Source organism: Propioniciclava sp. MC1595 (assembly GCF_017569205.1).
In the GTDB taxonomy this organism is placed as follows: domain Bacteria; phylum Actinomycetota; class Actinomycetes; order Propionibacteriales; family Propionibacteriaceae; genus Propioniciclava.
In genome coordinates this window covers 2,324,557-2,349,956 of the sequence record NZ_CP071870.1, presented here as the reverse complement: position 1 = coordinate 2,349,956, position 25,400 = coordinate 2,324,557, and the positions used below count along the sequence as shown (strand labels likewise).

22 protein-coding genes, 1 tRNA gene and 6 pseudogenes are annotated in these 25,400 nt (G+C 66.8%); 13 read left to right on the top strand and 16 right to left on the bottom strand.

Annotation, left to right across the window (positions count from 1 at the left end):
• The first annotated feature begins 68 nt into the window (after window positions 1–68).
• From J4N02_RS11205 to J4N02_RS11195, 3 genes are all read left to right on the top strand, one after another.
• The gene (locus tag J4N02_RS11205; RefSeq protein ID WP_208090947.1) at window positions 69–725 is read left to right on the top strand and encodes a DUF3105 domain-containing protein; all 657 of its coding nucleotides are present in this window, start codon (window positions 69–71) and stop codon (window positions 723–725) included.
• Window positions 722–1,324: a DUF305 domain-containing protein gene (locus J4N02_RS11200; RefSeq protein ID WP_188333024.1), complete on the top strand. Its 603-nt coding sequence runs from the start codon at window positions 722–724 to the stop codon at window positions 1,322–1,324. Before J4N02_RS11205 ends, J4N02_RS11200 begins: the two co-directional genes overlap by 4 nt.
• 13 nt (window positions 1,325–1,337) lie before the next feature.
• Window positions 1,338–1,410, top strand: a tRNA-Arg gene (locus tag J4N02_RS11195).
• 104 nt (window positions 1,411–1,514) lie between these two features.
• Here the strand turns inward: J4N02_RS11195 and J4N02_RS11190 are convergent.
• Entirely contained in the window at window positions 1,515–2,156 is a 642-nt protein-coding gene (locus J4N02_RS11190; protein ID WP_208090946.1) for a site-specific integrase, read from the bottom strand.
• 161 nt (window positions 2,157–2,317) lie between these two features.
• On the opposite strand from J4N02_RS11190, the pseudogene J4N02_RS11185 reads away from it, so the two are divergent.
• A pseudogene (locus J4N02_RS11185) lies at window positions 2,318–2,584 on the top strand (transposase); the annotation flags it as partial.
• Between the two features lie 252 nt (window positions 2,585–2,836).
• Here the strand turns inward: J4N02_RS11185 and J4N02_RS11180 are convergent.
• A pseudogene (locus J4N02_RS11180) lies at window positions 2,837–3,520 on the bottom strand (IS256 family transposase); the annotation flags it as partial.
• Between the two features lie 160 nt (window positions 3,521–3,680).
• Here J4N02_RS11180 and istA point away from each other — a divergent pair.
• Both istA and J4N02_RS11170 read left to right on the top strand, forming a co-directional pair.
• Window positions 3,681–5,240, top strand: a complete 1,560-nt coding sequence (istA, locus tag J4N02_RS11175; protein WP_208090944.1) for an IS21 family transposase — start codon at window positions 3,681–3,683, stop codon at window positions 5,238–5,240.
• Window positions 5,237–5,983, top strand: coding sequence for an ATP-binding protein (locus tag J4N02_RS11170; protein WP_182818945.1), 747 nt, complete (start codon window positions 5,237–5,239; stop codon window positions 5,981–5,983). Before istA ends, J4N02_RS11170 begins: the two co-directional genes overlap by 4 nt.
• A 123-nt stretch (window positions 5,984–6,106) precedes the next feature.
• Here J4N02_RS11170 and J4N02_RS11165 read toward each other — a convergent pair.
• From J4N02_RS11165 to J4N02_RS17430, 3 genes and pseudogenes are all read right to left on the bottom strand, one after another.
• Window positions 6,107–6,625 (bottom strand): annotated as a pseudogene (locus J4N02_RS11165) (transposase); the annotation flags it as partial.
• Window positions 6,626–6,660: 35 nt separating this feature from the next.
• Entirely contained in the window at window positions 6,661–7,956 is a 1,296-nt protein-coding gene (locus J4N02_RS11160; protein ID WP_243760790.1) for an IS256 family transposase, read from the bottom strand.
• 151 nt (window positions 7,957–8,107) lie between these two features.
• A pseudogene (locus J4N02_RS17430) lies at window positions 8,108–8,251 on the bottom strand (IS256 family transposase); the annotation flags it as partial.
• Window positions 8,252–8,402: 151 nt separating this feature from the next.
• Here J4N02_RS17430 and J4N02_RS11155 point away from each other — a divergent pair.
• Window positions 8,403–9,221 carry an SPFH domain-containing protein gene (locus J4N02_RS11155; RefSeq protein ID WP_208090942.1) on the top strand — a complete coding sequence of 273 codons (819 nt, stop codon included), beginning with the start codon at window positions 8,403–8,405 and terminating at the stop codon, window positions 9,219–9,221.
• 93 nt (window positions 9,222–9,314) lie between these two features.
• On the opposite strand, the gene J4N02_RS11150 is transcribed toward J4N02_RS11155, so the two are convergent.
• The gene (locus J4N02_RS11150; protein ID WP_260519429.1) at window positions 9,315–10,322 is read right to left on the bottom strand and encodes a LacI family DNA-binding transcriptional regulator; all 1,008 of its coding nucleotides are present in this window, start codon (window positions 10,320–10,322) and stop codon (window positions 9,315–9,317) included.
• Between the two features lie 129 nt (window positions 10,323–10,451).
• Between J4N02_RS11150 and J4N02_RS11145 the strand changes: the two genes are divergently transcribed.
• The 3 genes from J4N02_RS11145 to J4N02_RS11135 all read left to right on the top strand — a co-directional run bounded on the left by J4N02_RS11145 (window position 10,452) and on the right by J4N02_RS11135 (window position 13,911).
• Window positions 10,452–12,188, top strand: a complete 1,737-nt coding sequence (locus J4N02_RS11145; protein WP_188334795.1) for an alpha-glucosidase — start codon at window positions 10,452–10,454, stop codon at window positions 12,186–12,188.
• Window positions 12,188–13,627, top strand: a complete 1,440-nt coding sequence (locus tag J4N02_RS11140) for a sugar porter family MFS transporter (protein WP_188334796.1) — start codon at window positions 12,188–12,190, stop codon at window positions 13,625–13,627. Before J4N02_RS11145 ends, J4N02_RS11140 begins: the two co-directional genes overlap by 1 nt.
• Window positions 13,628–13,710: 83 nt before the next feature.
• Window positions 13,711–13,911, top strand: a complete 201-nt coding sequence (locus J4N02_RS11135) for an SCO6880 family protein (protein WP_208090940.1) — start codon at window positions 13,711–13,713, stop codon at window positions 13,909–13,911.
• Window positions 13,912–14,190: 279 nt separating this feature from the next.
• Here the strand turns inward: J4N02_RS11135 and J4N02_RS11130 are convergent, their stop codons facing one another.
• On the bottom strand, window positions 14,191–16,395 hold the full coding sequence (locus J4N02_RS11130; RefSeq protein ID WP_188334797.1) for a hypothetical protein: 2,205 nt from the start codon (window positions 16,393–16,395) through the stop codon (window positions 14,191–14,193).
• Between the two features lie 694 nt (window positions 16,396–17,089).
• Complete coding sequence (locus J4N02_RS11125; protein ID WP_188334847.1) at window positions 17,090–18,673, bottom strand: IS1182 family transposase; 1,584 nt, start codon at window positions 18,671–18,673, stop codon at window positions 17,090–17,092.
• Between the two features lie 332 nt (window positions 18,674–19,005).
• Between J4N02_RS11125 and J4N02_RS11120 the strand changes: the two genes are divergently transcribed.
• Window positions 19,006–19,578, top strand: a complete 573-nt coding sequence (locus tag J4N02_RS11120) for a hypothetical protein (RefSeq protein ID WP_188332719.1) — start codon at window positions 19,006–19,008, stop codon at window positions 19,576–19,578.
• Between the two features lie 262 nt (window positions 19,579–19,840).
• A pseudogene (locus J4N02_RS11115) lies at window positions 19,841–19,984 on the top strand (helix-turn-helix domain-containing protein); the annotation flags it as partial.
• A 2-nt stretch (window positions 19,985–19,986) separates the two neighbouring features.
• On the opposite strand, the gene J4N02_RS11110 reads toward J4N02_RS11115, so the two are convergent.
• The 6 genes and pseudogenes from J4N02_RS11110 to J4N02_RS16910 form a co-directional block, all read right to left on the bottom strand.
• Window positions 19,987–21,279: an ISL3 family transposase gene (locus tag J4N02_RS11110; RefSeq protein WP_243760789.1), complete on the bottom strand. Its 1,293-nt coding sequence runs from the start codon at window positions 21,277–21,279 to the stop codon at window positions 19,987–19,989.
• 151 nt (window positions 21,280–21,430) lie between these two features.
• Window positions 21,431–21,706, bottom strand: a pseudogene (locus J4N02_RS11105) (transposase); the annotation flags it as partial.
• A gap of 224 nt (window positions 21,707–21,930) precedes the next feature.
• A complete protein-coding gene (locus J4N02_RS11100; protein WP_188332827.1) occupies window positions 21,931–22,206 on the bottom strand; it encodes a hypothetical protein in 276 nt (91 codons plus the stop codon).
• Window positions 22,206–22,436: a hypothetical protein gene (locus J4N02_RS11095; RefSeq protein ID WP_188332721.1), complete on the bottom strand. Its 231-nt coding sequence runs from the start codon at window positions 22,434–22,436 to the stop codon at window positions 22,206–22,208. The genes J4N02_RS11100 and J4N02_RS11095 overlap by 1 nt, the downstream gene beginning before the upstream one ends.
• A gap of 142 nt (window positions 22,437–22,578) precedes the next feature.
• Window positions 22,579–23,403 carry an FAD-dependent monooxygenase gene (locus J4N02_RS11090; protein ID WP_223202157.1) on the bottom strand — a complete coding sequence of 275 codons (825 nt, stop codon included), beginning with the start codon at window positions 23,401–23,403 and terminating at the stop codon, window positions 22,579–22,581.
• 14 nt (window positions 23,404–23,417) lie between these two features.
• Window positions 23,418–23,693, bottom strand: a complete 276-nt coding sequence (locus J4N02_RS16910) for an NAD(P)-binding protein (RefSeq protein ID WP_223202158.1) — start codon at window positions 23,691–23,693, stop codon at window positions 23,418–23,420.
• Window positions 23,694–23,738: 45 nt separating this feature from the next.
• Between J4N02_RS16910 and J4N02_RS11085 the strand changes: the two genes are divergently transcribed.
• Complete coding sequence (locus J4N02_RS11085) at window positions 23,739–24,323, top strand: TetR/AcrR family transcriptional regulator (protein ID WP_182818658.1); 585 nt, start codon at window positions 23,739–23,741, stop codon at window positions 24,321–24,323.
• Between the two features lie 56 nt (window positions 24,324–24,379).
• Here the strand turns inward: J4N02_RS11085 and J4N02_RS11080 are convergent, their stop codons facing one another.
• The gene (locus J4N02_RS11080; protein ID WP_188332722.1) at window positions 24,380–24,907 is read right to left on the bottom strand and encodes a hypothetical protein; all 528 of its coding nucleotides are present in this window, start codon (window positions 24,905–24,907) and stop codon (window positions 24,380–24,382) included.
• A 56-nt stretch (window positions 24,908–24,963) separates the two neighbouring features.
• On the bottom strand, window positions 24,964–25,377 hold the full coding sequence (locus J4N02_RS11075) for a hypothetical protein (protein WP_188332723.1): 414 nt from the start codon (window positions 25,375–25,377) through the stop codon (window positions 24,964–24,966).
• Window positions 25,378–25,400: the final 23 nt, after the last annotated feature.

Below are 25,400 nucleotides of genomic sequence, written 5' to 3'. Positions count from 1 at the left end.
AGAACCTACACCCGGGCCCTTGGGAGGGGAGGGGGTGACCGCTACGCTCATGGTTGAAAGAGCAACTAGTGGGGGAGCTGGTGATGGGCAAGAAGAAGGTGGCGTCGAGCGATCGCGCCGCGCGCGTGGCCGCGATGCGGGCCGAGCAGGCGCGCAAGGAGCGCCGGTGGCGGATCGGGATCGCGGCCGCCGCCGCCATCCCCGTGGTGGCGCTCGTCGTCGCCCTCGTCCTGCCCCTGGCGATGGGGATGCGCTCGAACGAGACGCCGGTGGCGTCGGGCCCGATCGAGGGCGTCCAGACGTTCAGCGGGCTGACCGCGAACCACGTCTCGACCGCCGTCCAGTACGCGCAGCACCCGCCCGTCGGCGGCGACCACACCGGCTACTGGCAGAACTGCGGCATCTACGACGAGCCGATCGACCCCATCGAGCCGGCGGTGCACTCGCTGGAGCACGGTGCGGTGTGGATCACCTACGACCCCTCCCTGTCCTCGGATGAGGTCGGAACACTGCGCGCGCTGGCGCGCAACAAGCCCTACGCGATGCTGAGCCCCATGGAGGGCCTGCCCGCACCGATCGTCGCCAGCGCGTGGGGCCTGCAGATCACGGCCGAGTCGGCCTCCGACGAGCGCCTGCCGAGCTTCCTGGCCACGTACATGCAGGGCCCGCAGACGCCCGAGCGCGGGGCGTCCTGCTTCGGTGGCGTCGGGACGCCGAGCCGATGACCCGCCGCTACGTCCTCATCGCGGCCGTGGTGGCTGCGGTCGCGCTCGCTGCCGCATCCTTCCTGTTCGGACGCCTCAGCGTCGGCGAGTCCGCCACCCGGCCCACCGCCGTGGACGTGGGGTTCGCCCGCGACATGGCCGTCCACCACCAGCAGGCCGTGCTGATGTCGGAACTGCTGCGCGAGCGGGGGAGCGACGCCGAACTGAAGGCCATCGCCGTCGACATGGTGCTGACCCAGACCAACCAGGTCGGCCAGATGCAGGGCTGGCTGGCCCTGTGGGGCGAGCCGTTCGCCACCGACGAGCCGCCGATGCGCTGGATGGGTGGGTCGCACGCCCACCACGCGGCTGATGCGCCCATGACCGGGATTGCGACGCAGGAGCAGCTGAACTCGCTGGAGGGGGCGTCCGGCGTCGACGCCGAGCGGACCTACCTCGAGCTGATGATCCCGCACCACCAGGGCGGCGTCGAGATGGCCCAGCACGCCGTCGACCACGCCTCGCTCCCGGCCGTGCGTGAGCTCGCCCAGTCGATGCTGCAGGCGCAGGCGACCGAGCTGGAGACCCTGCAGAAGTTCCTGGACGCCCGGACGCCCTAGACTTGTCCGTCGAGCCCCCGTAGCTCAATGGATAGAGCACCGGCCTTCTAATCCGATGGTTGCCCGTTCGAGTCGGGCCGGGGGCGCTGATCCCCTAGTCAGAGGCATATCGGTTTCGGCGAGGAGGCCCGAAAAGGGCCCTGGTACCAACTTTGGTACCAACTTTGAGTCTTGGGCGACATCGAAACGCCTAGAGGAGCGGCCCGATTTCGCTCTTGTCGCCGAGGGGGTCGCGCCCCAAATAGACACTCATGGTCATGGATGCATCTGAGTGCCCGAGCTGGTCGGCGATTACGGCCACCGGCACGCCGGCCTCGGACAACAGGGTGGCAACGGTTCTGCGGAAGGTGTGGGGGATCGCCCAGGTGAAGCCCGCGCCGTCCAGGACATCACGCGTCCACTTGCCGAGGTTGCTGTCACCGGGCGGGACGTTGTTCGGCCCATACTTGCGCAGGCCGTTCGGCAGCACGTGCTCCTGAGGGAAGCCGAGGGAGAACACGTAGGGATCTGGGTGTTCCCACCCGAGCATGACCTGCCGTCGGTGGCGCAGCCGCCCGAGCAACCACTGCGGAAGGTTGTTGATGCGGTCGGAGCTGGTCGACTTCGTCCCCCGGATGCGGACCCGCCCGGTCTCCAGATCGGCGTCCTCCCACAAGAGCAGGCGCGCTTCGTTGATCCGCGCACCGGTTCCCGCCATGAAGGCCATCAGGTCTGCTGTGGCAGCCCACTTGCGTTGGGTGCGGGGATTGGTCGCGGTTCGCGCCAAGGAGTCGGCATGCTCGAGCACCTTGGCGCGTTCGGCCCTGGTGAAGGCGCGTTTCCTGTTCCTCACCGACTGAAGCGCCCTAGGTTTCGTGCCGCTCTTATACGGGTTGCGGCTCTCGGGTGAGGGTCGCGTAGTGGGCTGCCTCGTACTCGGCGGGGGGGACTGCTGCACGAGGAGGTGACATTCGATCTGTGGGGCCGAGAGGTCCTGCTGGAAGGATGTTGACCATGCCCAGACCCCATCCGAAGGAGTTCCGTGACGACGTGGTCGCGGTGGTCCGTCGTGGCGAGGCTCCGATTGCCCAGATCGCCAAGGACTTCGGGATCAGTGAGTCGTGTCTGCGGAACTGGCTGCAGCGCGCTGATGTCGAGGACGGCCACCGGCCCGGTGTGACCAGCGCGGAGTCGGCCGAGCTGCGGGAGTTGAAGCGCCGTAACCGGCTGCTGGAGCAGGAGAACGAGATCCTGCGTCGGGCAGCGGCGTATTTGTCGCAGGCCAACTTGCCGGGAAAATGACGCTTCTATGCCTGATGTCAAGTCATGCGGGTTTGGAGTTCGCGGAAGAGGGCGCGGGCGACGTAGCGTTTGAGGCAGCGGCGGATTTCGCGGGGCGTGAGCCCTTCAGTGCGGCGTCGTTCGACGTAGGCGCGTGTGCCTGGGTCGAAGCTCATGCGTGTGCGGACGATGACGTCGATGGCGAGCTTGTCAAGATTTCTGTGTAAGGGATCCTCTTGTTGTTGTTCGAATCTAGAGGTAGCGGTTGATGCGTTCGGGGTAGACGAGGGCGAGTTGGGCCAGAGCTTGTTTCCAGTTCGTCACGATCTGTCCCTCGACGAGCCGGCCGGGGGCCTTGCGTTTGCCGGCGGGTTGGCCGGCTTCCTTGGCGCGGTCACGAGCGCGTTTGTCCTCGATGGTGCAGATCGCTAGCCACAAGAGTTTGACCACCGCAGTGTCGTTGGGGAAGTGCCCGCGGTTCTTCGACACCTTCCGTAGTTGGTAGTTCAGGCTCTCGATGCTGTTGGTGGTGTAGATCACCTTCCGCAGGGCCGGCGGAAAGGCCAGGAACGGGATGAAGCGTTCCCACGCGTTCTCCCACGTCTTGACCGCGTGGGGGTACTTCTTGCCCCACTGGCCGTCAGCGAACGCGTCCAGCTCGCTGCGCGCGGCCTTCGCGTCTGAGGCGGTGTAGATCGGCTTCAACGCCGCCGCCACGGCCTTGCGGTCCTGGTAGCCGACGAACCGCATCGCAGCCCGGATCAAATGGACGACACAGGTTTGCACGGTCGCTTCGTTCCAGGTCGCCTCGATCGCCTCCGGCAGCCCGACCAGGCCGTCGCAGCACACGATGAGGACATCGCGGATGCCGCGGTTGGCCAGGTCGGCGCACACGCCGGCCCAGAACTTCGCTCCTTCGGTGGTTTGCAGCCAGATGAGTATTGGTGTCTCGGAGCACCACCGGTATTGCCGTTGAGCACCACTTGTTCGTGCGCGTGTTCTCGTCGTTGAGCGCCACCGAGTATTCGGCTTCAGCACCACCTTCTTAGGCTCCTTCTGCCGCGTGGCCAATCACGCGGCAGAAGGAGTAGTTCGGATGGTACGCAGGATCAAGGCGAAGCTGGTGTTGAGGCTTCGCGCGGAGGGGTTCTCGGCGCGGCAGATCGAGGCGCAGGGGATGTCGCGGCACTCGGTCATCGCGGTGTTCGACGCCGCCGACCGTGAGGGTATCGACTATCGCGAGGTCGCCGATGTCGACGACGCGGAGGTGTATGCGCGATTGTTTCCGGGGCGGGGTGAGCACGAGAGTGTTCGCGCGCAGCCGGACTGGGACCGGGTCCACAAGGAGCTCGCGAAGGTCGGGGTGACGCTGAAGCTGCTGCATGGCGAGTACGTCGACGCCTGCCGGGCGGACGGGTCGCCGGCGATGGGCTACGACAGGTTCTGTAAGACCTACCAGCAGCACGTCCTCGTGATCGGGGCGGCGTCGCGGGTCGGGCACAAGGCCGGGCAGTCGGTTGAGGTCGACTGGTCGGGCAAGACGATGCAGCTGACCGACCCTGTCACCGGGCAGCAGACGCGGGTCTGCTTGTTCGTCGCGACGTTGCCGTTCTCACGGTTCGCGTTCGTCGAGCCGACGCTGGACATGAAGCAGGACACCTGGCTGCGCGCCCACGTCGCGATGTTCGACTGGTTCGGCGGCTCCGTCCCGCGGATCATCCCGGACAACCTGAAGACCGGGGTGATCTCCCACCCGGCGGAGGGTGAGGTGGTCCTCAACGACGCGTATCGGGAGCTCGCGGCGCACTACTCGGCGGCGGTGCTGCCGGGACGGATCAAGAAGCCGAAGGACAAGGCGAGCGTCGAGAACACCGTCGGCAACATCGCCACCTGGGTGATCGCGGCGCTGCGGAACCAGACGTTCGCGACGTTGCCGGAGTTGCGGGCTGCGGTCTACGAGCGGATGACGGCGTTCAACGCGGAACCGTTCCAGAAGCGCGCCGGCTCCCGCTTGGGCGTGTTCGAGGGTGAGGAGAAGCCGCTGCTGCGGCCGCTCCCGACCGTTGCGTTCGAGATCTCCCAGTGGGTCTACGGCCGCAAGGTTCAGAAGAACGGGCATGTCGTGTTCGAGAAGAACTTCTACTCCGTCCCCTACGTGAACATCGGCCGCGCGGTCGATCTGCGAGTCACCGACAGGATGCTCGAGGTGTTCGCCGGGCAGGACAGACTGACCAGTCATCTGCTTGCCCCGGTCGGGACGGTGAACGAGTACCGCACCCACGACAGCGATCTGCCCGACGGTCCGCAGTATCGGCAGTGGGACGCCCCACGGATCCGGGAATGGGCGGCGAGGATCGGGGAGAACACCACGATCGTCGTGAACCGGATCTTCGAGTCGGTGCCCGTCGACGAGCAGGGCATCAGCGCCGCACTGGCCGTGCTCCGCATGACACGCCGGTACTCCGCCGACCGCGTCGAAGCTGCCGCCGGCGTCGCTCTCGCGTCGAGGGTGAGGTCGCCGCGCTACGCGCACCTGCGGCCCATCCTCGAGACCAGGCAAGACGACCCCGCAGGCCGTGAGGCATGGTCGACACCCGCGGCGGAGCCGGCCGGGTATGTCCGCGGCGCCGACTACTACGCCGGAGACGCCCGATGAGCCGGCTCGACTCGGAGACGAAGCGGAAGCTGCGGGAGATGGGCGTCGCGTCGCTGGTCGACGCGTTCGAGGCCCAGGACGATGCCCTCACGATCGGGGTGGTGTTTGAGGAGCGGATCAAGATCGCTGTCGACGACGCCCACGCGGCGTTCACCCACTCCAAGGTCGAGGGCCTGATCCGCCGGGCCGGGCTGCGCTACCCGAACGCGGACCTGCGACGCGTTGACATGCTCGAGCAACGCGGGCTCGACAGGGGCGTGATCGCTCAGCTCGGGACCTGCCAGTTCATCGGCAGGCAGCAGAACGTCGTTTTCCAAGGGTTCACCGGGTCCGGGAAGTCCTACCTCGGGTCCGCGTTGGCGAAGCAGGCGTGTCAGCACCGCTACCGGGCGCACTACATCCGGATGCCCGACCTCGAAGAATCCTGGGCCGCTGCACGGGACCGGCCAGCGGGGAGAGAGAAGTGGCTGCGAAAGTACGCCGCGTTCACGCTCCTCGTGATCGACGAATGGCTCCTCGACCCACCCACCGACGACGTCCGGTCCATGCTGCTCGAGCTCCTCGAACGGCGCTACGACGCCACCTCGACGGTGTTCTGCACCCAGTACGCGAAGAAGGACTGGCACCAACGCCTCGGCTCCGGCGTCCACGCCGACGCGATCATGGACCGCATCGTCCACAACACCGTCTGGATCGAAACCGGCGACGTCAACATGCGCGAACACACCGCCACGAACAGCTGAACCGGGCCGGTGGGCGCTGCTCCGCGAGGGGCGGTGCTCACCGGCAATATCGGCTGGTGCCGAACCGCAATATCCGGTGGTGCTCAATCGCAATATTCAGTGGTGCTCAACGGTCCGAATACTCAGCCAGATGCCGAGCACGTGCTTGATGCCGTCCATGTCCACCCCGACGGCCAGGTGGGCGGCCTTGTTCGTCACGTGCGCGCCGTCACGGACCTTGACCATGATCGCGTCCAAGTAGATGACCGGGTACAAGGCGTCCAGAGCGCGTTGCTGCCACGCGAGGACCTCATCGGCGACGGTGTCGGTGATCTTGCTGATCGTCTCGTGTGACAACTCCGTACCCAGCGTGGACCGCAGGAAGTACTCGATGTCACGCACCGTCATCCCGCCGGCGTACAAGGCGATGATCATCTCATCGAGCTCGTTCAACCGGCGCGTCCCTTTCGGTACCAGGCGTGGCTCGAACGTGCCCAGCCGGTCCCGCGGGAGGTCCAAGTCGACGTCCCCGACCTGGGTCGCGACCGTCTTCGGAGTCGTCCCGTTACGCGAGTTCGGGAACGCCGAGGCGTGCGGGTCACCCTTCTCGTAGCCGAGGTGGTCGGTGAGTTCGACCTGCGTGCCGCGCTCGAGGGGAGCCTGTCAAGTTGTCTGTGTGTGAGTGGGTCGGTTCACTTTCAGTTGATGTGGTTGTCGAGTCGGTCGGGGAAGGCGATGAGGAGGGCGCCGAGGGCAGCCTTCCAGCCTTGGGTGGTGGCGCCTTCTACGAGGTAGCCCGGTGCGGTGCGGGGCTCTCCCTTGGGTTTGCCGGCCTCCTTGGCTCGGGCGCGGGCCCGCTTGTCCTCGATGTCGCGGATCGCCAGCCACAACAGCTTGACCACGGAGTCGTCGTTGGGGAAATGGCCGCGGTTCTTGATGATCTTGCGTAGCTGGTAATTCAGCGACTCGATCGCATTCGTCGTGTAGATGATCCGTCTCACTTCGGGTGGGAATTCCAGGAACGGGATGAAGCGTTCCCACGCGTTCTCCCATGTCGCGACGGTCGCGGGATACTTCTTGCCCAAATCACTGGCAGCGAACTCGAGCAGGGCGGTCTCGGCGGCCTCCACGGTCGGTGCGGTGTAGACCGGCCGCAGCGCCGCGGCGACCCGCCTGCGGTCGGTGTAGGACACGAACCGCATCGACGCGCGGATCAGGTGCACCGTGCACGTCTGCACGATCGCGCGCGGCCAGGTGGCTTCGATGGCCTCGGGGAACCCGGTCAGCCCATCGCAACACACGATCAGGGTGTCGGTGATGCCGCGGTTACGGAGCTCGGCCAGCACGCCGGCCCAGAACTTCGCGCCCTCGCTGGTCTGAACCCAGATCCCGAGTACGTGTTTCACTCCGTCCAGGTCGATACCGACCGCGATGTGGGCGGCCTTGTTGCGGACCTGGTGGCTGTCGCGGACCTTGACCACCAGCGCGTCGAGGTAGATGACCGGATAGACCGGGTCCAACGGCCGGGACTGCCACGCCTTGACCTCGTCGAGGACCGCGTCGGTGATCTTGCTGATCGTCTCGTGCGACAGCTCGGTGCCGATCGTGCGCGCGAGGTGGGCCTGGATGTCACGGATCGTCATCCCGCCCGCGTACAGGCTGATGATCATGTCAGCCAGCCCGCCGACCTGCCGTTCGCCCTTGGGCACCAGCCGGGGCTCGAAGGTCGAGTGCCGGTCCCGCGGAATGTCCAACGGTATCGACCCGACCTCGGAATGCACCGTCTTCGGGGTCGTCCCATTCCGGGAATTCGGCAACACCCGACCCGCCGGGTCGCCTTTCCGGTAACCCAGATGCGAGGTCAACTCGGCGCCCAACCCACGCTCGAGAACGGCCTTGATCATTTCCGGGATGAAACCGCCATCCCCGGTCAGCTGCAGGTCGCCGTCGTCGATCCGGCCCATCAAGTCGTCCAGCAGGCCGGCGTCCAACATGTCCTGGATCGCCTCCCGCGCCGACGGGCGAGCACCCTCCAGCGGCCCGAACGGCCCCGACACAGTCTCGTCGTTCGTCGTCATCGTCACAGTCTCTACTCCCTTGAGTCAGGGACCCCTCCCACACAGACCATCTGACACCCCCCTCGAGGGCGGCCTTGATCAAACCCGGGATGAACCCGCCATCCCCGGCCAGATCGATCTCGCCGGCATCGATGCGGGCGAACAAACCGTCCAGAGCGCCCGAAGCCACCAGGTCAGCGGCAGCCTTCGATCCCGGAGCCTCAGCCCGCAAAGCACGTCGCTCGGCAGCAGACAGCCTGTTCGAATGATTCGTCGTATCGGTCACAACACTCATCATGGTTCCTTCCGGTAGAAGGACCGCTTACACAAACCATCTGACAGCACCTCGATGGCACACCCCGTTCGACACCGACCAGGGCTCGATGGAGCAGCAGATGCGCGCCGAGCGTGACCGCCGTGCGGCGATCCTCACGGCCGAGGGTGTCAAGCAGTCCCAGATCCTCACCGCCGAGGGTGAGAAGCAGGCCGCGATCCTGCGCGCCGAGGGGCAGGCGCAGTCCGCGATCCTCCAGGCCCAGGGTGAGTCGCGCGCCATCCTCCAGGTCTTCGACGCGATCCACCGCGGCAAGCCCGACTCCAAGCTGCTCGCCTACCAGTACCTGCAGATGCTGCCCGAGCTGACCAACGGCACCTCGGACAAGCTGTGGGTCATCCCCACCGAGTTCACCGCGGCGCTGGGCACCATCGCCCGCGGCTTCGGCGGCTCGCCCGGCGGTAGCGGCCCGTCCGACGACGACGACTCCGGACCCACGCCCGAGGTCGACTTCGGCCCGGGTGGCCCGATGATGGCCTCCGGGCTGGCCGAGACCAGTCTGCAGGACCCCGACGAGGCGCTTGCCCAGGCCCGCAGCGAGGCGCAGCAGGCGACCTCCGAGGCGACCGCGGCCGGTGAGCGCTCCGGCAGCCCGTTCTCCCGCTCGGCCGAGCGCGGGCAGCGGCCCGCCGAGAGCGAGCGGCGCGACGCCGGACGGACCCGGCCGCGCGACGAGTCGCGGTTCGCGCCGCCGGCCGGGACCGTGCCGGGGCAGGAGTTCCCGCCCCCGCCGCCGAGCGCGAACCAGCCCGGCCCGACCGCGGGTCCGCCGAGCACCGCGGTGCCGCCGGCGCCCGACACTCCGCCGGCGCCCGACGCGCCTCCGCCCGCCCGGCCGGAAGGCGACGAGGAGCGGCCGGGTCAGTAGGGCACTGGCCCGCCTCGCCACCTGCGACCGGTGAACCTGGCCCATCCACGGACAGAGTTCACCGGTCGCAGGCGTCGGGGCCGTCGGCGTGGATCAGCCGCCGCCGTCACCCAGACTTGCCCGCGGGTGCAGTCTCAGCTCTGACGCAGGTCCGGGTGCTCCGGCGAGGGTGCTGCCGAGGCTCTTCGTGACGGCGAGCATGAGGCGGGCGCAGATCACGTCGAGGTCGAAGGAGATCGTCGCGAGCTCCGGTTGTGCGAGTCGCCCGGCGGGGATGTCGTCGACGCCGATGACCGCGAGCCGTGCGGGCACCTCGATGCCGGCGGCCCGGGCAGCAGTGAGCACGGCCAGAGCGACGTCGTCGTTGTAGGCGCACACCCCGGTGACACCGGCCTCGACGCACGAGCGGAGCTCCGCCGTCGATACCGCGCCACTCGGGGACCCCAGGATCAGGGGATCGGGCAGCGCCAGCTCGCGGCAGACGGCCGTCACCCCGGAGAGGCGCCCCTCGGCCAGGCCGGTGAGGCGAGGGTCCGCCGGGAGCGCGTACGCGAGCCGCTGACGTCCGGCGGCCACCATCGCCTCGGCCTGGGCGCGTCCGACCGCCGCAGTCGGAACGGGCACGTCGTGGACTCCGTCGGCGTCCCGTGCCGATGAGTGCGAGACCGTCCACCGCGCCACGGGGATCCGTAGCTCACGGATCGGGTCGATGCGCTCGGGGTCGAGGTCGACGAGGACGATGACGGCTGCCGGCAGCAGCTCCCGGCAGAGAGCACCGAGGTCGTCACCTGCGAACGAGAGCTTGGCGAGCAGGTGCAGGCCGGCGCGTGAGCAGGCCGTGGTCAGTCGCTCGAGCAGCCCGACGAGGACGGGGCCCACCGGGACGTCGGGGACGACGAGCAGCACGAGGTCGCTGCGTCCCCGGGCGAGCGCGCGGGCGGCACCCGATCGGACGTAGCCGAGCTCGGCGGCGGCGGCACGCACGCGTTCGCGCGTGTGTTCCGGGATGCTCTGACCGGGCTTGTCGTTGAGGACGTAGCTCACGGTTGCCGTGGACACGCCGGTTGCGGAGGCGACGTCCGCCAACGTCGGGCGTCGCACCACTGCCTCACCTCCGTGACGAGGATCACGAACCGGATGAACTGCCGACCCTTGACGGGCCCGCGACTCCACCCTATATTAGTTATGCGCATAAGTGCAGCGCTTAAGTTTCCAATGGAGGAGATTGGCATGCCCACGAACAGCCGTGCCTGGTGGCACGAGGCGGTTGTCTACCAGATCTACGTGCGTTCCTTCGCCGACGCCGACGGCGACGGTCTCGGGGACCTCGCGGGTGTCCGCTCGCGCCTCGACCATCTCGAGAGCCTCGGGGTCGACGTCATCTGGCTCACGCCCTTCTACCCCTCGCCCATGGCGGACAACGGGTACGACGTCAGTGACTACGAGGCGGTGGACCCGCGCTTCGGTTCCGAGGGGGACCTCGACGATCTCATCGCCGACATCCACCGCCGTGGTATGAGGGTGATCATCGATGTGGTCCTCAACCACACGTCGATCGACCATCCATGGTTCGTGGAGTCGCGCAGCACGCGCTCGTCGTCTCGACGCGACTGGTACATCTGGCGGCCCCCGAGGGACGGGGTGGAACCAGGCACGCCCGGCGCGGAGCCGACGAACTGGCTCGGCTTCTTCGCCCAGCCGACGTGGACGTACGACGAGGAGAGCGGTGAGTACTACCTTCACCTCTTCGCCCCGGAGCAGCCCGACCTCAACTGGGAGAACCAGGAGGTTCGCCAAGCGCTCTACGCGATGCTGCGCCGCTGGCTCGCCCGCGGCGTCGACGGGTTCCGCCTCGATGTCATCAACCTCATCTCCAAGAGGTATCCGCTGCAGGACGTGCCGACGCCGCACTCGAGCCACTACGGTGATGCCTCCTCGCAGTACACCTGCGGGCCACGGATGCTCGAGTTCCTCGACGAGCTGCGGGACCAGGTGTTCGACACCGCCGAGAAGACCCTGCTCACGGTGGGCGAGATGCCGGGGGCGACCGTCGAGGACGGGCTCGCCGTCACCGGCGGTGAGCGCCCCCGCCTCAGCATGATCTTCACGTTCGAGCACATGGACGTCGATCACGCGCCCGGCTGGGGCGGACGGTACGAGCCGAGGCCGTTCGACCTGCTCGCGCTGAAATCGACCATGGCACGCTGGCAGGAAGGACTGGGCCGTTCCGGGTGGAACAGTCTCTACTTCGGCAACCACGACCAGGCCCGCGTCGCCTCCCGCTTCGGTTCCCGGTCGCCGGCGCACGCGGTCGCCTCGGCGAAGATGCTCGCCACGGTTCTCCACCTGCACCGTGGAACGCCTTACATCTACCAGGGCGACGAGATCGGCATGCGCAACTACCCGTTCGCGAGCATCGAGCAGTTCGCCGACATCGATGCGCACAACTCGTGGGCGTACGGCCGGGCACTGGGTGTCCCGCCGGAACGGCTCCTTGCGGGCCTGCGCCAGAACGGCCGCGACAACGCTCGCACGCCCATGCAGTGGGACGCGTCGGAGCACGGGGGATTCACCACCGGTACTCCGTGGCTGCCGCTCAACCCGAACACCTCCGAGGTCAACGTCGAGGCTCAGATCGACGACGCGGACTCGGTCCTCGCCCACTACCGACGCCTCATCGAGCTGCGTCACAGCAATGACATCGTGGTCTTCGGTGACTACCGCCTCCTCGCCCGCGACCACGAGTACCTGTACGCCTTCGAGCGGACGCTCGGCGACGAGCGATGGATCGTGGTCGCGAACTTCTCCGACGAGGAGCTCGATGTCGCTGCGGCTCTCGGCGGCGCCGTCGGTGCCGCCGAGCTGATACTCGGGACTCACCACGAGCCGCCCGAGGGTGCGGTCCTGCAGCGGCTGCGCCCCTGGGAGGCCCAGATCTGCCGTGTGCTCAAGGGGAGTGAGCAGTGATGGCATCGACCCCCTCGGCATCGGTGAGCAAGAGGCTCGTCCTGGTCACGGTGACCGCAGCGCTGGGCTTCTTCCTCTTCGGCTACGACACGGCCGTCATCAACGGGGCTATCGACGCGCTCGCCGACCACTACGGCCTCGGCAGTGGCCTCAAGGGCTTCGCGGTCTCCTCTGCCCTGCTCGGTTGCGTCATCGGCGCGTGGTTCGCCGGCCCGCTGTCGAACCGCGTCGGCCGGGTGCCAGTCATGCTCACCTCGTCCGTCCTCTTCCTCGTGTCGGCGATAGGTACTGGCCTCGCGTTCGGCATCACCGATCTCATCGTGTGGCGGGTCGTCGGCGGTCTCGGAGTCGGCGCCGCCTCCGTCATCGCCCCCACCTACATCGCCGAGATCTCTCCAGCACACATGCGCGGGCGCCTCGTCTCGGTGCAGGGCCTCGCGGGTGTCACCGGCATCGCGGTCTCGCTCTTCGTCGATGCCGGCCTGGCGTGGCAGGCCGGCGGTGCCGCGAACCCCCTCTGGTTCGACCTGCCCGCGTGGCGGTGGATGTTCATCCTCGAGGCGGTTCCGGCCATCGCCTACGGCGTCGCCGCACTGAGGGTGCCGGAGTCACCGCGATACCTCGTCGGCCTCGGGCGCGACGCGGACGCCGAGCACGTGCTGAGGACCTGCACGGGCCTGGCCGACCCACGCGCGAAGATCGAGGAGATCCGTGGCTCGCTGCAGACGGACCGCCGCGCATCGCTACGCGATCTCGCGGGTCGGGCGTTCGGGCTCAAGCCGATCGTGTGGGTAGGCATCCTCGTCGCGGCCGCCCAGCAGTTCGTCGGTATCAACGTCATCTTCTACTACTCGACCACCCTCTGGCGCTCGGTCGGATTCGGTGAGTCGAACGCACTGCTCATCACCGCGATCACCTCCCTCATCAACATTAGCGCGACGGTGCTCTCGCTCCTGCTCATCGACAAGGTTGGCAGGCGCCTGCTCATGCTCTCCGGGTCACTCGGCATGGCGGTGACCCTCGGGCTCATGGCACTCGCGTTCTCGCAGGCGATCACCACCGTCGCTGGTGAGGTCCTGCTGCCGGGCGTCTGGGGTGTGGTCGCCCTCGTCAGCGCCAACCTGTTCGTCGCCTTCTTCGGCGTGACCTGGGGCTCGGTCATGTGGGTGCTGCTCGGCGAGATGTTCCCCAACCGAATCCGTGCCGGGGCGATGGCCGTCTCGACCGCCGTGAACTGGCTGTCGAACTTCGCCATCTCGACCACCTTCCCCGTGATGGCGGCGATCTCGTTGACCGGCTCGTACAGTTTCTACGCACTCAGCGCCCTCGCGTCGTTCTTCCTCGTGAAGCACCTCGTCAAGGAGACGGCGGGCATCGAGCTCGAGGACATGGACAGTCAGCTCCGACACACGCCTGCCCCGGATCACGGCAATCGGTAGCCGGGCGAACCCCACCGCACCGATCGGTGTGCTCCGTCGGTCCACGACCGACGGAGCACACCTGTGGCCGTTCGGGTGAGGGCATGCTCGTCACCGCCACCGTCGATGACCTGGCACGGGAGGCCGACGCGCGCGCCGCGGTGGACAACCTGGCCGCGACCGCCCGGCTGCGGCTGCGCCCGGTGTACGGCTCGCAGGACTCCGCCTTCGCGGCCGCCCTGCCGCTGGGCCTGGTGCTGCCCAAGCACATCAAGATCCCGGCCGAGCTGAGGGAGAAGCTGTGACCACGACAGACCAGACCCAGCAGCGGACCGGCCGGGGAACACGAGCCGGCAAGCCAGCGCCGGTGCGGCCGCGGCGCCCGCCGATGCGCGGCTGGCTCGGGCGCGGGCGCGGGCAGTCCTTCTACCTGCAGACCCCGGCCGAGTGGCGCGGCCCCTTGGGCGCCCATCGGGTGTGCTCGACTCTGCCGACGGGCGTGTGGTTACTCAACTGCCCATGGGCGTGCGTCCGCAGATGTTCGTGGGATGTGACTGCGTATGCTCCTAGGTCCGGCCGCCGCGTCACTGCTTCTTGAGCAGGCCTGTCAATCCTGCAAGCAAGATGCCCGTCTGTAGCCAACCGAACCCCTTCAGCACAATCAAGCACCATGCCAGCCACAGTGGTTCGACGACGGTCCAAGTCGATGGGATGACTGCGGCCGCCGAGGGAATTACCACTGCCGTCCCGTACAGCCAAGGATTCAGAGTACTTGGTCCGAAACAGTAGGTTAGGGCACTCGCGACGATTGCGGCACCAATGAGCCAGACGCCAGCGAGCAAGGGATAGTACCCATATCCGGCGAACATCCCATAGGTCCTGCGAGCCATTCTCGCCCACAAGGGAGATTTATTGGTCGTAATGGTGGCCGCGTGAAACCGCAGTCTCTTAGCGTCCGATGGGCGACCGTGGCGCTCAAACACTGATGCGATCTCGTGCCAAGGCTGGATGGAAAATTCAGTGCTATTCACCGAGGACAGCCACGTCTTCATGACGGCGACCGAGGTCAAGCTGCCGCCCAATTCATTTATGCGCCATCCCGCAGCTGTAAGTTCCATAGGCGGGCTGCCGTGAGACTCCAAGACGCCCACTTGGGCCTGCGTCACGTTCATTCCACCCGATAAAGAGGCACTATCAAGCACTAACCCTCCAATGTTCGCCCCTTCAAGGTTGAGGGGCCAATCCCCATTCCCCCCAAGACTGCCGCCTCGCAAATATATCCTCCCCTTGATCTCGGCCCCTGGGGCGCGAACCTGACTGGCGCAGGAGAATCCAGCATCTAGGAAACAGCTTCCTCCGATGACCGCACGATCGAGCGCGAGAGTCTCCTCTCCAAGGTAGTCGAAGGTTGCGCCGCGCGCCGAGAGTTGGCCATCGATCTTAATGCCTAAGGCGGAAATCGGCCCATTTGTTTCCAATCCATCCAGCATCAGGTTTCCGCCAATGCGAGCGTTTGAAATTTCGAGCACGGGCTTGGAAGCCCAATCCATGCCGACCCCGTTCAAAATCATCCTCATTTGTTTGCGATCAAGTGTTGCTGAATCGAGTCGAACGCTCCCACCGATAGATGCGTGAGGAGCATACACTGCACTTAGTTCCACTCTCATCAAGGTCAATTCACGGCCGATTCTGACTGCCTCGAGGTTGAGGATCCCCTGCGCGTTATCCATCGACCGGGCGCCAGTCATTACCAAAGATCCGCCAATTTCAGCGCCAGCAGCTCGCACTTCACCCGAGTAGGTGAATCCGTCATTCAGTAAAACACTCTCCGCGATTCGCGCTCCATCCACACTGAGTGCAGGATTTGATCCATTATCAAGACAAGCACCAGCCATCAGCACCTGGCCGCCGATGTGGGCACCTAGTGCGCGAACCTCACCCGTTGCAGTGAACCCGTCGTTCAAGAAGAGGCCGCCGCCGATGCGCACCCTGTCCAAATGGAGGGCTTGGCCGCCCTCGTCCTTGAGTGTCGCGCCAGCCATGACTAGCGGGCCATCTATGACTGCCCCAATGAGCCGGAGAGCGCCCGAGGCGGTAAAGCCATCCTTGAGGAAGGCGGAACCAGAAATGCGGGCCCCTTCCAAGTTCAGCGCAACACCGGAGTCATTCCTGAGGCATGCTCCTGACATTTCGACTGTTCCGCTAATAGTTGCACCAATTGCTCGTAGCTCTCCGGTGGCTCTGAAGCCCTCATCCAGGACCACGTTGCCGTCGATTCGGGCGCCATCTAATATCATCGCGAATCCGTCGTCACTTGAGAGGTTCGCGCCGCTCATGAGGAGTTGTAGACCGATAACCGCGCCCGGGGCGCGAAGTTGGCCCGAAGTGCGTAGCCGTCCCAGTGAGAGCCCGCCCAAGATGCGCGTGCCGTCCATGCTTAGCGCGACGCCGGTCGCGCTTTCGACGCGGGCGCCTGTCATTTCGAGTTGTCCGTTGATATTCGCACCGCTGGCATCCACCCCTCCAGAGGCTTTGATGTCAGACAGATTCAGCGAACCGTGGGTGATACGCAGTCCCTGCACGTCTAGCCCAGGAAGGTAGCTGCCCGCGAAGCTCAAAGCAGGCATCGTCGCTCGTCTTAGGTCAGGCTGATGGGTGAAGAAGCACTGCTCGAGTTCCACGGGGTAGTCGAGGGATACACCTTGTAGATCAAGGGTGCCCGCTATGCGGGCGCCGACGAGTCGCAGCCCTCGCGGGTCGGGCGCCAAGGTCGGGTCCAGTAGGAGCACACGAAGTTCCTCTGCGCGCAGCGGCGTGGCCTTGGGATCCGAGGGATCTGGGTGGCTTGGATCTGCTGCTCCGCTCGTTGGCGCGTGGAGTGGCCTGCCAGCCGTTGCTGCAGTTCGAAGGTCATGCTGCCACCCACCCATGGGGAACATCATGGAGCACCATTCCCGCAGTTGCGACTCCTTTGAGTGACCGGCGACGAGTGAATCCTCAGGGGGACTTGGGGAGTTCCGGCCGGTCCCCAACGCTTCGGCTGCGATTGGTGCAAAGCCGCTCCTGCCCGGATGGAGCTCAAGAACGCCCAGGTGACGAGCAGTGATCCGCTCATACCGCCGGAAGTGCGGTCCATCTTGACGATCATTGTCACATCTCTGCTGACATGGTCCAGAGTCGAGTGTCTGCAGTATCGCAGAGTCGCGGTGGAGGCCGAACTCGGCGAGGGTCGCGACTTCAGTCGCCGGCGCCTTACACGAATCGTCCCGGCCTGGTCGACGCCGTCGCACCTGCCTAGGAGCCTGCTGAACAAGGCGTCTATCTGACGGCGGGTTGGACGTGGGTGGCGGGTGGGACGCCGCCGCGGCTGTCGAGCCGCGAGTGTGAGTCAGCGCAGTTGAGTGCGACAGCGGGGTCGTCGCGCTTGTCTGAGGGTCGTGGTGGACCCGTGTGGTTTGGTGTTCAAGCTCGTTCCGGGGCTGGTCAGGCGATCGCCCAGCCGGTGTTGCCGAAGCTGAGGCCGAGGTTCAGGAGGCGGCGGAGGTTGATCGCCGCGACTCGTTGGTGGAGCCAGTTGTCGTTCTTCGTGACGCCTCGGTAGGGCACTTTTCGGTTGCCTCGGGCCAGCCACGCGATCGTGCGTTCGACCATGGGCCGGTACCGGCGGTAGGTGGCTTGGAAGCCCTCGCCGGCGGCCCGTTGGCGGTGTGCGCGTTGCAGCAGGTCGTGGGGGTGCAGCTGGATGGTGCGGCCTTTCGCGGCGGTCGTGCATCGCTGCCTGAACGGGCAGGCCCGGCAGGCGATGCCGAACACCGCCTTGCGGGTCTTGGTGATGGTCTTCGTTACTCCTGCTGGGCAGGTCAGGGTGCCGGCGGCAGGGTCGTGGGTGAAGTCGTCGATGGTGAACCCGTCCTCGACGGCCGGCCGGATCGGCCAGGGTTTGACCAGCGGCACCCACCTCTTGGCCTCAAGGACGGCGAGCATGTCGCCGGTGGCGTAGGCCGAATCGCCCAGCACCTCGACCGGGCTGTCGATGGTCGGATCAGCCACCACCAGCCTGGCACCGACGGTGGCGTCGCTGTTGTCCGGCCCGGCGGCCTTGGTCAACTCGACCATGGTCGCGAGGCCGGTGTCGGGCTCGATCACCACGTGGGCCTTGAACCCGTCCTGGCGGCGCTCCACGGTCTTGTGCGCATGCCGCGCATCAGGGTCGACCGTTGAGATGACCCGGTCCGGGGCGACCCGGCGGGCGATCCGCCACCGGCCATCCGTGCCGACGGAACCCTCGGCTGGTTCAACATCCTGACCGGCCACCAAGGCGAGCAACGCGACCGCCTCGGCCGGCTTGCCGCCAGCAGCCGTGATCGCTTCGGCGTCCAGGCCGGCGAGCAGGGCGAGCGCGTCGTTGACCAGCGCCGTGACCAGTTCGTCGCGGGCCTGGCGGTCGTCCCACGCGATCCGCGGCTTGCCGGTGCTGTCGTACCCCTGGCCGGTCAGCGCGGCCAGCCGGGTGCAGCGCTGCTCGATTACCTGCTGGGCGCCGGGCACCTCCCGGCCCACCCGGCGCACCTGCGCGATCAGCTGGGTGACCGTGTCCTGCCTTGCCACCGCGTCATCCAGGATCGTCGAGTCCAGGGCACGCCGCGTCCGGCCCTTCACCGCACCCGTGGCGTCAATCACGTCCCGGACCACCTCGAAGATCCGCTGCGGCCGCTCCGACGCTGCCAGCCGAGCCCGCCACACCGTCAACGACGACGCATCAAACGCCTTCTTGTCGACCGGGTAGCCACACGCCGCTTTCCACCGCAGGTCGAACGTGAGCGCTTCGACGGCTTCCCGATCGGACAAACCGTTCAACGCCTGCAGCACGATCACCGAGGCGATCACCTCGCCCGGGATCGATGGCCGGCCCCGCCCCGACGGGAACAGGTCGGCGAACAACGCGTCCGGGAACAGGCGGTGCCGGTGCTCGGCCAAGAACCGGAACACGCTGCCAGCCGGCAACAAATGCCCCGCCAGCGACTCCACGTCCAACACATCCCGCTGCGGACTCGACTCACCCTGCACAACCCAACAATTCCAGCCAGCTGCCGGTCAGTCCCGTGGGCACGCGGACAGATTGTTCAGCAGGCTCCTAGACGTGTAGCAGCCGACCCGATTGGGTTGCGCTGTCGCTCTGGCTGACCCGGTTGCCGTGATGCCATTTCCCCGCCTCGTCCCGATACTCGAAGTCCAACGATTGTCTCCGGCCGTGGGCTCCGCGGCAATTGAGTTCTCTACGCATCTTGACAGATGGCAGCTTGAACGACACGAGGGTGATCCTCGGAGAGTTCGGGCAGCCCCACCGTGTGCGACTTGTGCTCCTTGAAAAACACCACCGCTCGCGCATAATGGTGGTCGTGACGCACGACATGTTCAATGAAGTATCGCTTATGGTCGGCGTTGTTGGAGACCGCGAGCTGCCCCCTTACCAAGTACTCGCGTTGGACGTCCAAGGTGCTTGGGACAGCGCCATGAAGTCCGAACTCCGAGATATTCCACCGCGTGCCGGAATCACTGACGGCATCTTGTTCGATATTCAAGAGCGTCACACCTCCTGGGGAGCGGACGCGGCGGTGCTCGAGGCAGTCCTGCATGTCTTGGGGCGCGCTAGCGATCTAGCGGCGGGAGCCGTCTTGGGCGAGGTAGTCCGAAGGTTCTTTGAGAAGGTCTCCGAGCGGATGGGAGAAGCGAGCCATCTTCCGATCCCTCGCGACGGAGCGATCAACACGGCGACGTGGCGAGTTGCTTTGGCCTACGGGGTAGACCGAGGCTCGCTGATCGTGACCCGGGAGCGGGAGTTGGTGGAGGGTGGGTGGGTAATCGGTCTCCGGAGCCTGGACTCGACCGAGTACTCCGTGGAGGTGACGCCCCTCGGTGGAGGAGGAGTACAAAGCCTCATCACCCGCTTTGGGGACAACCCTTCCAATTAGCGTCAACCCGGGTAATCCAGAGGATCGCAGGTTCAAGGGAAAACGGGGCCGCTTGACGCAGTAGAACGGCAGGCGACCCTCCGCACCGCGCACTACCGTGTTACGGCCGCGGGGGGAGAAGCGAAGGCGTTGCGCCTCAAGGCAGAGCGCGACCGAGCTCGCGGCTGTCGACGCCGGTTGAAGACTGACCCCGTGTCGCCGGTCGAATTCTGACCCCCATGGCTGACTCTCGGCTCATTCGAGTCGGGGGGGGTCGTGGAGGGTGTTGGGCGTGGAGGACTGGGCTGAGATCCGCCGGTTGCATCGGGCGGAGGGGATGGCGATCAAGGCGATCGCCCGCCGGTTGAATGTGTCACGGAACACGGGGAGGTCGGCGATCGCCTCCGACGGGCCGCCGAGGTATGAGGGCTATTCGCAGTTGGCTGTGGTGCCTTGGCTGGTCAAGCGGTGTTGCCGCGCCCGGTGGGCGCTGCGGAGCAGGATACGGGCTTGGTAGTGGTCGCTGTTGCGGTAGCCGCGCCCGGTCCGCTTGATGTGCTTGATTGCGGTATTCGCTGCTTCGGTGCGGGCGTTCGTCACGCCGGTGGCGATGGTCACTTCGATGGCGGGCCACCAGGCGGTGATGGTCGCGGCGAACCGGTCGGTCTCGTCGGTGTCGGCGGCGACCACCCAGGCGTCGAAGCGGGTCTTCGCGGCGCGGGCTTCCTCGATGGTGTGGCTGGCCAGGATCAGCCTGAGGGCTTCCTTGACGCCCCAGGCAGCGCCCAGTTCGCCGGTCGGGTCGTCGGCGGCGAGCACCTGTTCCAGGCGTGCCCGTCCGCGTGGGCTGAGCGTGTCGTAGCCGCGTAGCAGCAGCATCCGGTGCGCCCAGGCCGGGTCGACCTTCCGGCCACGCCGCTGGTGCACCTCGTGGGCGAGGCGTTGCCGAACCCGGGTCACGCACTGGTTTCCCAGCTGGACTAGGTGGAACGGGTCGACCGCGATCTTCGCGTTCGGTAGGCAGCCGGTGACGGCCTTCTTGAACGCGGCCGAGGGGTCGATCGCTACCACTGTGACACGGTCCCGCCAGGCCTGGCTACGGGCGGTCAACCAGCCTTCGACAGCGGCGCTGTCACGGCCATCGACGACGCCGAGGACCTGGCCGCAGCGGGTGTTCACAATCGTGGTCATCCATGGCTCGACCCGGGACCAGCCGCCAGTGTCGGGGTCCCGGTACCAGCGCACCTTCCGGTAGCGATGCTCATCGACGCCGAGCTGGGTGACGTGCAGAGCATTGGTATCGGGCAGCGTGTCGATCGCGCTGTTCACCGTCTTCTGGGCAGTCCACCAGGCGACCCCGAAGCTGGCGGCCACAGCGGCGACGGGCCGGCCGTGATCGATCACGGCCTCCAACAGGCCCCGCCGTAGCCGACTCGTGCACCGAGCCCGCACCGGCAACTCTGCTGTGGCTTGGGTGAACGTCCGCCGCGAGCACGCCCCCTCCGCACACACCAGCCGCGGCTTCACGACGATGACCTCGACGCTGCCAGCGTGCGGGATGTCCTTCACGCGTTGCCGACACCAGGCATGGACCCGGGCCGACACCACCCCGCAGTCAGGGCAGCCATCGGCCACAGTGTCGGCCTGCACGATCACGCGTCGACCGCCCAAGGGCAGGTCGACCGCGTCGATCACGTGGTAGTCGGGCAGGTTGAAGATCACGCTCGCAGCGTCACGCCGCGAGCACGTAGGCTCGATCACAGCTCGTGGTCCTTGTCCGGGAGGATGCTTCGCAACACCCATCCCAGCGCAAGGCCACGAGCCCTTGCATCAACGACCCACCACGCTCAACTACGAGTAGCCCCTAGAAGTTTCCCTCAGCCAGCTCCTTGAGCGCGGCCTTCTCCAGCTCCGCTTCCGCGAGCAGACGCTTCAGGGTCGCGTTCTGCTTCTCCAACTCCTTCAGGCGCTTTGCGTCGTCGGCCTTGAGGCCGCCGTACTGGTTCCGCCACCGGTAGTACGTCTGCTCGGACACCCCCAGCTCCCGGCACACCGCCGCGACGTCCTGACCATCGGTGAGCATCCTGTCGGCCTGCCCGAGCTTACCGACGACCTGCTCCGGGGTGTGACGCTTCCTGCTGTTCGTCATGATCTGACCAGTCTCCCTGCCCGCGACCGCGGGCAAAAGGACGACTCTCATAACGACTGGACCTACGAAACGGGGTCAGCCCACTTGCACCTGACCCTCAAGGAATCCCGCGGCCGGCTCAAGGAATCCTGCGGCCGGCCGTCAAGGCAAGAACATCAATGACCGCCGGGAAGCACCAGCTACCCACGGCCGAACATCCGCAATTGCCGCGCCTGGTGCGTGGGTCAGGCGACCTTGTTCGCGTACCGCTGACGGGCAGCCTCGCCGCTGGTGCCCACGAAGGTGCCGATCGCGGACCAGGGCATGCCGGCTTCGCGTGCCTTGCGGATGGCGTCGATCAGGTGGCGTTCGGCTTGGGAACGTTCCGCGACCGCTGCGCGAAGCAGGGCAACAGCCCCGGTGTCGAGTTCGTCGGCCGGGTTGGGTTCGTAGGATTCGAAGCGCGCCGCGAGTTCGTCGGCGTGCTGCAGGATCTCTTCAACAGTGCGCGGCATGGTCATCACCTCAGGAACTTATCGCGAGCTTGCATGGCGTGGACGATGACGTGTGCTTGGTCGCCATCGACGTATCCGACTTCCAGGAAGATCGCGGCCTGGTTGGGGCCCACGATCATGGTGAATCCGTCGCCGAGGTCCCAGATGCGGACCGGGTTCCGGTATGCGTGGAGGATCTCGGTCTCGTCGAGTCCGTGCTTGAGCGCGGACGGGGCGAGGATGGGATCCTCCGTCACGACTCCAAAATAACTTGCCGAGGTGGCGTGGTCAACGCCCGAGCCCGAACATCCGCAATTGCCGCCCCTGGGGCTGGTTGACCTGGTCTCGGACACCGTGGCCGACCTTGTGGCAGAAGGTGAGGCCGTCTCCGAAGGGGTGTCACCCCACGGGGTTCGGACCGGAGTTGGTCGTGTCAACGCCCCGGGGGCGGCGGAGGGAGGAGATCGTGCCGACGGCCGCGAGCGCTCCGTCACGCAAGGCGCCCGCCACCGGGCTCTGCACCTGGCCAAGTCGCCCGACGCGGCGAGAGGCGCTCACCAGTCGCGTCGTGGCCGGTCGCCGCTCTGCATCGTAGGCCGCCAGCGCCGTTGTCACTGAGTCCGCCGCGTTCAGATGCTGGGCCAGCGCCCCGGCGTCCTCGATCGCGGAGCAGGCACCCCGCCCGAGGTTGGGCGTCATTGCGTGGGCGGCGTCGCCGAGCAGCCCGACGTGTCCGAAGGCGAAGGGTGCCAGTGGTAGGGCGAGATCGTGGGTGTCGTGCTGCAAGAGGTCCGTCGTCGCCGCCAGGATGGCCGGGATCGGAGTGTGCCAGTCGCCGAAGGCGGCACGGACGGAGGCCAGGTCGTCCCTGTGACGTGCGGGCTGGTTGGCAGTGGCGTACCAGTAGATGCGGCCGTCGACCAGTCGAGCGAACCCGAACCTGCGTCCCCGCCCCCAGGTCTCCCCGCCGGCCTCGTGGGTTTCCACTTCCGCCAGACCCCGGTAGGACGTGTACCCCGCGTACAAGGCTCCCCTGTAGCGCGGGTGTAGCGCGCCCCGGACCGTGCTGTGGATACCGTCTGCCGCCACGACGAGGTCGGCGCGCAGTTCCTCGGCAGCGCCCCGGACAGTCACTCCGGTAGCGTCAGGGTCCACCCCAGTGACGGCGAACCGCGTCCTGACCGTGATGTGTGGACCGAACTGGTCGGTGATCCGGTCGTACAACTGCGCACGGTGGATCATGACAGGCGACCTGGCGCCGAGGTCCGTGCCCCGGACGACCCAGCGGCCGCTCGCCAACCGCATCCCCAAGGCCCCGGGCGCGGCGTCCGCCTCAACACCACGCCCAGTCGACCCAGCACGGCGACCGCCGAGGGCCAGATCGACAGTCCGGCACCGACCTCGCCGGTCGTCTGGGCCCGCTCCAGAATGATGACGCGCCACCCCACCTGCTGCAGGGCGACCGCCGCCGCAGCCCCGCCGATCCCGGCGCCCACCACGACCGCTGTCCGCATTCCGCTACTCTATGCTTGTAGAGTGCGAGTGGGAAGAAGGGTCACGTGAAGAAGGCTGTCGTGCTCGGTGAGGAGCGGCGGGACGCGATCGCGGACGCCGCCATCCACCTCGTGGCCAACCGCGGGCTGCGTGGGTTGACCCATCGCGCGGTGGACGCCGAGGTCGGGCTGCCGCCCGGCTCGACCTCGTACTACCTGCGCACCCGCCAGGCCCTGCTCGCCGCCTGCCTGGACCGGTTGCTGGCCCTGGACGAGAGTGCGATCCTCCCGGCGAGCCCGGACGTGTCGGTGCTGGACGTACTGGTGGCCGGGGTCGTTCGCATCGCGCGTGACCGTCCAGAGAGGCCAATCGCGCGATACGAGTTGGCGCTCGAGGCCACGCGCCAACCCGAACTCCGTGCGCTCATGGACCAGCAGGCCCTCCGCCTCCGCACCGCTCTGGCCCGCCTGCTCGACGGGGCCGGTATCCCCGACGCTGAGGACGCCGCGTGGCCCGTTGCCGCCATGCTGGATGGGTTGATTCGCGACCGGGTCTCCGGCCTCAGCGCCACGCTGTCCCAGTCCACCTACGAGGCGTCAGTGCGACGCTCTGTCACGGCGCTGCTCCGCGGCCTCGCCCTCACACCCTGACGCCCTGCCAAAGGGAGGGTACGAGTTCCTTGTCGAGCAAGGTGAGACCACGTGCCCTACTGAGCGTGGGCGAGGCGCTCTGCCTTTAGCGACTCTGCTTCCTCGTGAGCCACTTCGGCCAAACGATCGGACACGCGAGCCAGCGCCTCTTCGAACGCTTCGGCGCGCAGAAGTGACTTCTTGTTTCCGGGGCGCGCGGCGCCGCGGCCACCCACCTCGGAAACTCGCTTGGCGCCTTTGCGACGGTAGTTGCCGACGTGCTTGTTCCGCGCTTTGCGCACGCGCTTGTGCAGCACCAGCAGCTCGTCTTCGCTGAGCTCGGACATTCGTTCTGGTTCGATCTCACGAATGAGGTCTAGCTCAGAGCGTTTCAGGACCCACAGGTACTCTTCCACGGTTTCACCGTAGCATCGCGGCGGCGGCCAGCTCGTGTGGGGCCGAACGGCCAGTTGAGTGGCATCCGGGCGATCCTGACATCCCGCCGCTGCGGCCGGCGGCGTCCCGGCGGACGCCATCGACACGGCGCCCGCGAGGGCGAGGGCGAGGGCCAGGCTGACCCCACGGCCAACAATGGACTGGCTCATCCCCTCCACTCTCGCAATACCCTGCCAGGCCGCTCGTCAGAGGTAGACGAATTTGTCTACATTGCCCACGCTGGTGGTATGGCCGAGACGACGATGATCTGTGCGGTCCGGGGCAGTTCAGTGTGACCCAGGGCCTGCCGGGCGAGCACGCCCACCGCTGCGGCACGCCGGTGTTGCAGCGGCGTGTCGGTGGGTAATGTCTTCGCGATGGCGCCCAGCGCTTGGTCGAGGTCGAGCCCGTCCGCGGCTCCTACACGGCCCCAAATGTCGCAGTGGCCGTCTTTGAACCCGGCCACGATCATGGTGCGGGCCCCGGCTGCTTCGCGTTCACGCTCGGCGGCCAGGGCGGGATCGGCCAGGAGGATCCAACCGTCGACCCGGCCACGGACCCTCGACCAGGGTTGCATGGTGAGCGCGATGGTGCACTGCCGGTCGACGAAGGCGCACGCTGCGGCGTCCAGGCCCGCCAAGACGCACGCTCGGGCGACGCGGG